The 10,684-nt window shown below is 44.4% G+C and carries 12 protein-coding genes; 4 read left to right on the forward strand and 8 right to left on the reverse strand.

Annotated elements, in window-relative coordinates; genetic code table 11:
• Positions 1-116 precede the first annotated feature (116 nt).
• Genes KNQ13_RS14820 through KNQ13_RS14830 form a run of 3 tightly spaced genes read right to left on the reverse strand, consistent with a single transcriptional unit; the run spans position 117 to position 2,075 of the window.
• On the reverse strand, positions 117-608 hold the full coding sequence (locus KNQ13_RS14820) for a dihydrofolate reductase (protein WP_209548500.1): 492 nt from the start codon (positions 606-608) through the stop codon (positions 117-119).
• A complete protein-coding gene (locus KNQ13_RS14825; RefSeq protein ID WP_026829772.1) occupies positions 605-1,399 on the reverse strand; it encodes a thymidylate synthase in 795 nt (264 codons plus the stop codon). The genes KNQ13_RS14820 and KNQ13_RS14825 overlap by 4 nt, the downstream gene beginning before the upstream one ends.
• Positions 1,400-1,457: 58 nt before the next feature.
• Positions 1,458-2,075 carry a hypothetical protein gene (locus KNQ13_RS14830; protein WP_209548501.1) on the reverse strand — a complete coding sequence of 206 codons (618 nt, stop codon included), beginning with the start codon at positions 2,073-2,075 and terminating at the stop codon, positions 1,458-1,460.
• A gap of 219 nt (positions 2,076-2,294) precedes the next feature.
• On the opposite strand from KNQ13_RS14830, the gene KNQ13_RS14835 reads away from it, so the two are divergent.
• Positions 2,295-3,989: a glycoside hydrolase family 13 protein gene (locus KNQ13_RS14835; RefSeq protein ID WP_026829770.1), complete on the forward strand. Its 1,695-nt coding sequence runs from the start codon at positions 2,295-2,297 to the stop codon at positions 3,987-3,989.
• Between the two features lie 116 nt (positions 3,990-4,105).
• Here KNQ13_RS14835 and KNQ13_RS14840 read toward each other — a convergent pair whose 3' ends face one another.
• The 3 genes from KNQ13_RS14840 to KNQ13_RS14850 all read right to left on the reverse strand — a co-directional run bounded on the left by KNQ13_RS14840 (position 4,106) and on the right by KNQ13_RS14850 (position 5,821).
• On the reverse strand, positions 4,106-4,462 hold the full coding sequence (locus KNQ13_RS14840) for a PilZ domain-containing protein (protein WP_014970557.1): 357 nt from the start codon (positions 4,460-4,462) through the stop codon (positions 4,106-4,108).
• Between the two features lie 83 nt (positions 4,463-4,545).
• Positions 4,546-5,244, reverse strand: coding sequence for a queuosine precursor transporter (locus tag KNQ13_RS14845; RefSeq protein WP_014970556.1), 699 nt, complete (start codon positions 5,242-5,244; stop codon positions 4,546-4,548).
• A gap of 97 nt (positions 5,245-5,341) precedes the next feature.
• Positions 5,342-5,821 carry a GNAT family N-acetyltransferase gene (locus KNQ13_RS14850; RefSeq protein WP_209548502.1) on the reverse strand — a complete coding sequence of 160 codons (480 nt, stop codon included), beginning with the start codon at positions 5,819-5,821 and terminating at the stop codon, positions 5,342-5,344.
• A gap of 208 nt (positions 5,822-6,029) precedes the next feature.
• On the opposite strand from KNQ13_RS14850, the gene KNQ13_RS14855 reads away from it, so the two are divergent.
• Both KNQ13_RS14855 and KNQ13_RS14860 read left to right on the forward strand, forming a co-directional pair.
• Positions 6,030-6,344: a hypothetical protein gene (locus KNQ13_RS14855; protein ID WP_012370605.1), complete on the forward strand. Its 315-nt coding sequence runs from the start codon at positions 6,030-6,032 to the stop codon at positions 6,342-6,344.
• Between the two features lie 109 nt (positions 6,345-6,453).
• Positions 6,454-7,185, forward strand: a complete 732-nt coding sequence (locus KNQ13_RS14860; protein ID WP_251027487.1) for a class I SAM-dependent methyltransferase — start codon at positions 6,454-6,456, stop codon at positions 7,183-7,185.
• 46 nt (positions 7,186-7,231) lie between these two features.
• Here KNQ13_RS14860 and putP read toward each other — a convergent pair whose 3' ends face one another.
• A complete protein-coding gene (gene putP, locus KNQ13_RS14865) occupies positions 7,232-8,704 on the reverse strand; it encodes a sodium/proline symporter PutP (protein WP_209548504.1) in 1,473 nt (490 codons plus the stop codon).
• 349 nt (positions 8,705-9,053) lie between these two features.
• On the reverse strand, positions 9,054-10,232 hold the full coding sequence (locus tag KNQ13_RS14870; RefSeq protein WP_026830738.1) for a MalY/PatB family protein: 1,179 nt from the start codon (positions 10,230-10,232) through the stop codon (positions 9,054-9,056).
• 150 nt (positions 10,233-10,382) lie between these two features.
• Here KNQ13_RS14870 and KNQ13_RS14875 point away from each other — a divergent pair, with 150 nt between their 5' ends.
• Positions 10,383-10,580, forward strand: coding sequence for a hypothetical protein (locus tag KNQ13_RS14875; RefSeq protein WP_014970552.1), 198 nt, complete (start codon positions 10,383-10,385; stop codon positions 10,578-10,580).
• The last annotated feature ends 104 nt before the right edge of the window (positions 10,581-10,684 follow it).

Genomic DNA, 10,684 nt, shown 5'->3' on the forward strand with positions numbered 1-10,684 from the left:
AATTAGGCTACCTGACACCTAAAAAATATGGTGTACTGGCAGCCTAATCAAGGTGTTTTATATGTGTCTCATATTGCTAGGTCAGTCTATATCGATACCTTTTTTGAGGACATATGTTAGTTAGACTGGGCAGAACGGTCAAACCGTTTGATCGTAAAAGCAAAGGCATGGCTACAATCGATTGGGTGGAATGTTTCCGTCGTTTGGAAAAAGTCGTCTGGTAACTCGGGATAATACACGTCTCCCTCGATGACGGCGTCGATTTCGGTCGCATAGACCCGGTTGACATGAGACAATGTTTGTCGGAACAATTCACCGCCACCAATCAGAAAAACTTCGTCATCCGTATGCAGATAGGCATCGAGTGCGCTCAAGTCATGCCAAATGGTGACACCTTCTGGACGAAAGGAAAGATCCCGGGTGATGACGATGTTTTCACGTCCAGGCAGGGGACGACCAATCGAAATAAAGGTTTTCCGACCCATGATGACCGGTTTCCCATAAGTCGTTTGTTTGAAGTGAGCCAAGTCAGCGGGCAGATGCCAAGGCATCGCATTTTCCCGACCGATGACACGATTGTTTGAATAAGCGACGATATGTGAAATCATATGGCGACCACTCCCTTAATATGGGGGTCCGGATCGTATCCTTCGATCGTGATATCCTCAAACGTAAAGTCCTCGATCCGTTCGATTTCCCGCGCAAAACGAATGGTCGGCAATGGTTTGGGTGTCCGGCTCAATTGAAGCTCCACTTGCTCCATATGATTCGCATAGATATGCGCGTCCCCTAATGTATGCACGAAGTCCCCGACTTCGAGCTTACAGACGTGGGCAATCATATGGGTCAGCAAGGCATAGGAAGCGATATTAAACGGCACCCCTAGGAAGACATCCGCGGACCGTTGATAAAGCTGGCAGGACAGCTTTCCGTTTGCGACATAAAATTGAAACAGCAGGTGACAAGGTGGTAATGCCATCTCTTCTAACTGGCCGGGGTTCCAGGCGCTGACAATCAAACGACGTGAATCCGGATTGGTTTTAATTTGTTCGATGACATCTGCCAATTGATCGACCGTCGAGCCGTCGGGTTTAGGGAACGAACGCCATTGGGCACCATAGACAGGTCCGAGGTTGCCGTCTTCGTCCGCCCACTCATTCCAGATCCGTACACCATGATCTTGTAAATAGGAGATGTTCGTGTCCCCAGAAATGAACCAGATCAACTCGTGGATGATGGATTTCATATGTAGTTTTTTAGTCGTCACCATCGGAAACCCGTCTTGTAGAGGGAACCGCATTTGATGACCAAAAATGCTGGTCGTTCCGGTTCCCGTCCGGTCTTCTTTTTGGATGCCGTTCGTTAAGATTTCGTGACAAAGTTGATGATACTGTCTCATGAATTAAATCCCCCTCTAAAAGCTATCTCCCTATTGTAGCCGAATCCGTTCGGTCGAATCAACTGTTGGTTGAGGCAGGGAGATGACGGCGGAATAAATAACTGAACAACCCGAATAGTGGGATCAGATCTCGCCAACCAAATCGTTGGTCTTGGCGAATTCGAATTCGGTGTAACATGAATAACTGTAAGATGTAGAACATCACAAGGTCGACCGTCATCGTGCGTACGAATTGATTCGTCATGAAGTAAATCTGGAAAATGGACCAATCGGATCGTGCGAGTGCGAGCCAGATGACGATTGCGGAAAGAACAGCCAGCACAGCGACGAGGTACGGAACGAATTTACGGCGCCGAAACGGTAAAAAAGTTTGACGTGGAATCGCAAGTGCCAAATAGGGCATTAAAATAAAGGACCCTAACACAAAGGCTCCAAAACTAGCCAACATCGGGGAAGGTTTTAGAAAACGTTTTTCATCCAAAAACAGCATAAAAAAGGCAGCTGGATAAATGCCGAGTAAGGTAAACAAACTCAATGCGGACGTATCGAATTGACTTTGGTCAAAACGGAAGAAGGAGAACAGGAAACCAGCGGGGAATACACGGTTGTTTCCGAACACTAAAATAAATACGATAGCGATTGCCCAAATCAAAAATAATAAGTAGCGGCGGTACATGGTGTCATTCCTCCTTTCCTAAATCATTTTCCTCTATCTGCCGGTTTCAAACGTCAAACCGAAAGTAGAGCCAACTTCAGTATACCTTAGGAAAATAACGGAATCTCCTTGTTCTTGCTGCTTTGTTCGTGATACGATGTCGATGAAATAAATGGAAGCGCTTTTAAAGATAAATGCAATCGCTTGCATTAATTAGTCATAAGGGAGTCGATCAATCTGATGGAACGTAAATGGTGGCATGACAGTGTAGTCTATCAAATCTATCCGCGGAGTTTCAAAGATTCAAATGGTGACGGGGTTGGCGATCTTGTCGGAGTCATCGAAAAACTGGATTACTTAAAAGAACTTGGGATCGATGTCATCTGGTTGAGTCCGGTTTATGACTCACCAAACGATGACAATGGATACGATATTCGTGATTACGAAGCCATCATGGAGGAATTCGGAACGATGGCGGATTTTGATCGATTGCTGGACCAAGCACATGAGCGGGGCATCAAAATCGTGATGGATCTTGTCGTCAATCATTCTTCGGATGAACATGCCTGGTTCGCGGAATCTCGTAAAAGTAAGGAGAATCCTTACCGTGATTATTATATTTGGCGAAGTGGACAGGAAGACGGGACGTTACCGAATAACTGGGGATCGATTTTTTCAGGTCCAGCCTGGGAACTCGATGAAACAACTAACGAATATTACTTGCACCTCTTCTCAAAAAAACAACCCGATCTGAATTGGGAAAATGAACAGTTACGTCAAGAAGTCTATCAGATGATTACCCGGTGGTTGGACCGAGGAATCGATGGGTTCCGGATGGACGTCATCAATTTGATTTCGAAGACACCAGGTCTTCCAGATGCGACGGTCTCTCCAGGGGCACTTTACGGCGAGGGAGGACAACATTATATTAACGGTCCACGGATTCATGAATTTTTGAAAGAAATGAATGACGCCTCGTTCGGCAATTATGATGTGTTGACAGTCGGCGAAATGCCGGGTGCGACGACGGACGATGCGATTCTCTATACCGATCCAGAACGAAAAGAAGTCAACATGGTCTTTACGTTCGAACATATGGACCTGGATTCCGGACCAAACGGGAAGTGGGATGTTCAACCGTTTGATCTTCAAAAACTAAAAACGAACTTCACGAAATGGCAAGTCGCTCTCCATGAAAAAGGGTGGAACTCACTTTATTGGAACAATCATGATCAACCCCGCGTCGTCAGTCGATTTGGAAATGACACGACCTACCGCGTCGCGTCAGCGAAAATGTTGGCAACGTTGTTACATTTATTAAAAGGAACCCCCTACATCTATCAAGGGGAAGAGATCGGGATGACAAACGTCGCTTTTGAATCGATCGATGATTATGAAGACATCGAAATTCGAAATATGTGGAAAGAGCGAATCGGACAAGGGGCATCACCCGAAGACTTATTGCACTCGATTCATCTAAAGGGACGGGATAATGCCCGAACTCCGATCCAATGGGATGCGACAGACCATGGTGGCTTCACGACAGGGACACCCTGGTTGAAGGTTAACCCGAATTATCCATCCATCAATGTCGAACAAGCTTTACAAGATCCGAACTCGATTTTCTATTACTATAAACAATTGATTGCTTTACGCCATCAACATGATTTGATGGTCTATGGAGAGTATGCGTTAATCTTGGAAGAAGAGCCTGAAGTCTATGCCTATACGAGAACGTATGAAAAGGAAACATGGTATATCTACTGTTCCTTTGCTCAATCAGACGTAACGGTTCCGATCGCACACGATACGACAGATCCCGTCATCGGAAACTATGACGCCTCACCTATCGTGACAGACCAAAAGTTGACACTTCGTCCTTATGAGGCAATCGTGTATCGTACAGTACAAGAAAAAGGAACGACTCAAAAATAAGTTTCTGACAAAAACGGGGTGACGGATTTGAAATCCGCCACCCCGTTTTTAGTATTTGGTAGAACGCACACGATTTGAGTCCGCCCCCTTCTCGGTCCAGCTGAAGTGGGCGGAGTTCAAGGTGTCTCCTTGACGATTTGTTTGATCGCCTCAATGATTCGTTGCTGATCCTCTTTCGTCGTTTCTAATCGAACACCATATAAACGCTGTGCCTCCGTCCATTTTTCATGTAAAATCTGACCGGATACTTTCAGCGGTTCTGCACCGAGTAAAAGTGAAAATTCGACGACGATAGAAGTCGAACGATCGATTGGCAACTTCAATGGCGTGGCAATGGCAATACCACTGGGAGAAATATTGTAAATTTCCATTGATCCAGCCGGTGTCCGACGTCCTTCTTTGACGAGATAGAACTCGCCCGTGATCGGTTCATCGAAGTGATACCGAAACGACTCATTTCGTTTGATTTTCAAGAAGACCACCTCCTAATTTCCATTATCCGTTAAAAGAAGACAATCTTCTAGCCGAATGTCTGAAAAGAAGGGAAATCAACAAATCAAGCAGCGAGATCCTTAGAAGAAGTCGTCGGATGGATTCGTTTTGCAAGATACATGAATGGAGTAGCGACCCAAGCGATCACAAACTTCGCTAAGTACGTCGTCACAAAAATCTGCCACCAAATATCAAACGGTAAATCATGAAATGCAATCGCACAAAACGTTAACGTATCAATCAGTTGGCTTAAGACGGTCGAACCAGTCGTCCGCAACCACAGCTTTTTTTCGCCTGTTTTTTGGCGGATCTTAGAATAGATGAAGACATCAAACAGTTGCGAGACGAGATAAGCGGATAAACTACCAAGAGCAATCCATGGAAGTAAGCCGAATAGTAAGTTTAAGGAACTCGACATGTCTTTAGCAAGCGTATCGTTAAGGGGGGTATACAAAAGGCTGTACTGCATGAGGAATGTTGTTGTGATCAAAGAGAAAAAGCCCATGTATACGCCTTGACGAGCAACTTTTTTTCCGTATTTTTCGTTTAAGATGTCTGTTGCCAAGTAACAGCTTCCATACACGACATTCCCCAATGTGAAGATGTAAGAATAGATTTCAACTTGTTGTGTCACCTGAATGTTTGCAATGATCGTTGCGATGGCAATCCACATCAACAGACCCGTTTTTCCAAACAAACGATAACTGAGTAATAATAATCCCATCGTAATGAGAATCGAAGGGAACCATAACCATTCATTCATCCACGTGTCCTCCTTTTAGAATCATCCAAAGTAAGATTTTACGCTTGAATTGAAGATCTGTCAAAAAAAACCGACGCAAGTTCGCGTCGGCGTACGATCAAGGTCGTTGCAACGAATAACGTTTGCGGCGACCTTTACTAAAATATTCATTCCCTTTTACGAATCCATTCGTCTTAAAAATCTGACAGGCAATCTCTTGATGAGGTGACGTCGGTAAGACACGAGCACGTACCTCATAGACCGCTAGCACGTCAGATTGTTGTAAAGCGAGCTGAACGGCTTTGGTTCCATAACCCCGTCGGCTATAGGCATCAAAAATCATTAAATCCAGTTGGAAGTAATGGCCCATTTTCAATAGAAGTAGGCGTCCCACCAGTTGATCGTCGACAAGAATATCAAAATAAAAATCTTCTGAATAACTGTGTTCGACGGAATCAAAAGCACGTTCCACCCCGAGTTCATGATCGTAGCCTTGAATTTCCTGACTGGATAATCCGTAAGCCTGTTCCCCGTACTTTAAAAAATGTTCGAATTCGGTCTGGTCGACGTGACGTAATGCTCGACGCTTTAAATCCATGACGTTGTCCTCCTCTGATCGCAATTCACTCTGCTTATTCATTATAGCGACTCGAAGAAAGAAATTGCAAAAGATAGCTGAAACGAATGCCGGAAACAGTCATCCAAAAAAATAAGAGGATTGTAAACGGATTGTGATTGTTTCATTTAGTGATGAATATGGTAAAGTAATGATGTAGATATCTGTATGCTGGAAGGGGCTGGGAAATGTGTTCACAGAACGCGATGGAATCAAATTACGCTTGGAACAGATTGAACGTTTATACTCAGATTTAAATCGTGAAGCAAAACAATTAACGGAACGGTTACGTCAATTGGATGAACAAGGTGATGAAGTGCGTCACGACCTTGCATTAAATAAAGAAGATCGCGATCATCTGAAATCAAGTATCGATGAGACGTTACAAGCCTTGTTGCAACGGACGACCGTTGACGCTAAAGTCGAACAAGAAAAACAAGAAGATTTGATTTCAAAAAAAGCACTCATCGAGGACATCGAAGGGTTATTGAAGAAAAAGAAATAAGCTGGCGTAGGCTAGCTTATTTTTTTCTGGGAGTGGAAAGATTTTGAATAAACAGAGGATTGTATTAACAACGTGTTTGAGACCTACGGCTGACGTAAAAGCTCGAGTCATGCAATTAGCTCAAACGGAACAGACCATTGACTTCCACATCACGGAACGGAAAAAACTCAGCATTCAGTCATTTCATGATTGCTATCAGCTTCCGGTCCTTGTCGTCGATAAAAAACAATTGGAGTATTATCCGGAAGGGACCGACCATTCGTTTTTCTTTCATCCATCAAGTGCAGTTTTCCGAATCAAACAATTTGATGTGAGTGGACACGATCCGTTGATTACAATCGCACGGCTGGAGGAAGGCATGACGGTTCTCGACTGTACGCTAGGGTTAGGTGCGGATTCAATCGTCATGAGCCATGCGGTCGGCTCTTCCGGTCAGGTGACTGGACTAGAAAGTAATGCAGCAACCGCTTTGATTGTCCGTCAAGGTTTACAACACTGGATTGAACGGTATCAGCCGATCGTCGATGCGATGCGACGAATCGTCGTTCGAGAAGCCGATCACCTGACATATCTCAAAAGCTGTTCGGATGACGCAGTCGATGTCATTTATTTTGATCCGATGTTTGAAAAAACGGTCTCTGAATCCACACACTTAAATGGGTTACGCCAGCTCGCGAATTATGAACCGTTGACGGAAGAAGTGTTGATTGAAGCGAAACGGGTTGCTCGGCAACGAATCGTCTTAAAAGCTCATTTCGAAAGCGACTTGTTTGACCGATTTGGTTTCGCACGGACGAAACGTAAATCTTCGAAACTGCATTATGGCGTCTTGGAACTGTGACGCATACAAAAAATGCCTCTTCGCAACTTGCGAAGAGGCATTTTGGTCATTCAACAGCTTCTTTTAATTCTTCTTCCATATCGTCAAACTTGTCCTGAACCGACTCGACAGGCTGTTTCGTCAACAGGCTGACGACAACCGTAAAGATCAAGCTTGTAAAGAATCCTGGGACCATTTCGTAGAGCGTCGTACTGAGGCCAAGCTGGACCCAAAGAATGACAGTGATCGCACCAGATAGCATACCGGCTAGGGCACCTTGTTTCGTCATCCGTTTCCAGTAAAGGGAAAGCAAGATGATTGGACCAAACGCGGAACCAAATCCGGCCCAAGCGTATCCAACGAGTGATAAGATGGTTGCAGAGGGATTCCAAGCTAAAACGGAACCGATTACGGCAATCACTAGGACTGCAATTCGACCTGTTAAGACCAATTGTTTATCTGATGCTTTTTTGTTCAAGAACGTTTTATAAAAATCTTCCGTCAATGCACTTGATGTCACAAGGAGTTGAGACGAAATCGTCGACATGATTGCGGCTAAGATGGCTGCCATCAAGAATCCTGTGATATAGGGGTGGAACAAGACGTCAGAGAAACGGATAAAGACGGTTTCTGGGTCGCCAAGCCCATTTCCTTGTCCTTCAAAATAGGCAATCCCGACAAGTCCTGTCATCATCGCACCAAGGATCGAAATGAACATCCAGCCGATTCCGATACGGCGTGCTTTTTTCAAATCTTTTACTGAGCGGATCGCCATAAAACGGACGATGATATGCGGTTGTCCAAAGTAGCCCAGTCCCCAAGCAAGAAATCCGATGATACCAAGGAGTGTTGTTCCTTTGAACGGATCAAATAACGTTGGATCTAAGTTTTCAGCATAACGATATGCCCCATCAATTCCACCAGCGTCTGTTAACGCGACGATCGGGACGAGGACAAGCGCGATGAACATGATACAACCCTGGACGAAATCGGTCCAACTGACTGCGAGGAAACCGCCAAATAGTGTATAGGCGACGACGACCGCAATCGTCAAGAGCATACCATAATGATAATCAAAGCCAAACGAACTTTCGAATAACTTACCACCGGATACGATACCCGCTGATGTGTAGAACGTAAAGAAGACGATGATGATAACGGCTGAAACTGTACGCAGGATACGCGAAGTATCTTTGAAACGATTTTCTAAAAAGTCAGGAATCGTAATCGAGTCATTCGCCATCTCCGTATACAGGCGAAAGCGTGGAGCAAGAATCAAGTAGTTGACGTAACACCCGATCAATAATCCTAATGCGAGCCACAAGGCGGATACCCCCGTCGCATACATGGCACCAGGTAATCCCATCAACATCCAGCCACTCATATCGGATGCTCCGGCTGATAGAGCCGTGACACCAGGTCCTAAATCACGACCACCTAACATATAATCTTCTGTGTTTGTCGTTCGCTTGTACGCAATGTAGCCGATGGCAAGCATCATGACTAAGTACAAACTAATTGAAATCCATTCTTGCGTCATAACAATAAAGCCTCCAATAACGTTTTTTTTGCGCTGGTTAACTGTCTTGTCAAATAAGCACAATCGATTTGTTCCCCACCTTACAGGGGATGAAACAGTAACGCAAGTCTTCACACAGTCATTAAAAATGGCTTCAAGCCTTAACTATCAAGGGGTTGTGAAACTTTTTGTAGCTTAAAAAGTTCTATTTTTCTGAATTCCGTCATGGAAAAGTGATTGAAACGTAAAGGAAATGCCTTTTTCTATACGGAATAACTAGATATAATAAACTTATTTTGCTTTCTAAAAAACACCACACGTGTTGACAGGGGCTCATCAACGCGTGTGGTGTGACTAGGAAGAAGAAAACTCAATCCATGAAATTCAGTTTTTGATAAGCAGAGTAAAGACGATCCAAGGCTTCATCTAGCTGGCTTCGTGGGCAACCAAAGTTCAATCGTTCAAATGCAAGGGCATTTGTGCCAAAGGGACGACCATGTGTCAATGCCAAACCGGCCTCCTCGACTAACCAAGTGGCACGTATCGTATCGTCAAACGGGAGTGCTTGGCAATCGATCCAGAGTAAAAACGTCGCATCAGGTGACACCACAGTCAAGCGAGGCATCTCTGTCTGAATGCGTTGCACGGCGTGATTTCGATTAGCTTCTAAATAATACAGTAAGTTGTCTAGCCACTGTTCACTTTGAGGATCAGTATAGGCGGCGATGATGGCAGTTGAAGCCATGGCATTCGGATGAACGAAATGGGCTTGCTGGACCGCTTCGATTTTCAGTCGGGTTTCAGCTTCCGGTACAATGAGATAAGAGGCATATAGACCAGGAATGTTAAATGTTTTAGACGGGGCACTTACTAAAATCACCTTATCGTAATCAAACCCGATGATCGGATAGTGGCGTGAACTCGAAAAAATCAAGTCGGCATGAATCTCATCCGATACGATATACAAGTCGTATTGTTTAGCCAAATCTACTAGACGCTGAAGCTCGGACTGACTGAAGACGCGTCCTGTCGGATTATGAGGATTACATAAAATGATCATCCGTGCCGTCTTCATCTGTTGCTCAAGCAATGAGAAGTCGATTTCATAACGCCCCTTCGTAAAAAGAAGAGGATTTTCAATCAATTGTCGTTCATTTGACTCGATCACATGATGGAATGGAGGATAGACAGGGGTTTGGATGATGATTTCATCCCCTTTTTCTGTTAAAGCCAACACGCTATGCGCCAGGGCGGGGACGACACCGCTGGAATAAAGAATCGTTTCCAGGTCAACCGGTTGATCATATCGTTTTTTAAACCAATGCGAAATCGCACGTTTTGCATCCTCTTCGAAGAGCGAGTAGCCGAAATGACCACTTGCTGCCCGTTTTGTCAGTGCTTTTGTAATACTGTCTGCGGGGCGGACGTCCATGTCGGCGACCCACATCGGAATCAATTGATCGGACCCGAATAATTGTTCCAACCCATCCCATTTCGCAGATCCGGTTTTTCTTTTTTCCAACACTTCATCAAAGGAGTATTCTTGCATCTGTCTTCATTCCTTTCAAAATAGAATTGCTACTGTCTTCACAGTACCGAACGGGCTTCATTTCGGCAAGTTCGAAAAATAAAGGTTTTAAACGGAGGGACGTTGGGAAAACTCAATATCGTACACAAAAAAAAGGACGGGGTGGATTTCATGTTACATTCTAAAGTGTTAGTTGGTCGATCACCAGAAGAGCTCGAAGAACGGTTGAATCATTTCTTTGAAGAAAATGGTGTCGGTTCAAATTCAATCATCACACTCAAATTCTCGACATTCGTTGCATCGAAAGCGGATGAACATTATTCCGTGTTGATTGTCTTTGATAACTCATTAACAAAAACAGTCCTTTAATGAACAAAAGTAGCTATCTAGACTGACCTAGCAATATGAGACACATATAAAACACCTTGATTAGGCTGCCAGTACACCATATTTTTTAGGTGTCAGGTAGCCTA

The sequence above is a fragment of the Exiguobacterium sp. s128 genome, assembly GCF_018618815.1.
Classification (GTDB): domain Bacteria; phylum Bacillota; class Bacilli; order Exiguobacteriales; family Exiguobacteriaceae; genus Exiguobacterium_A; species Exiguobacterium_A antarcticum.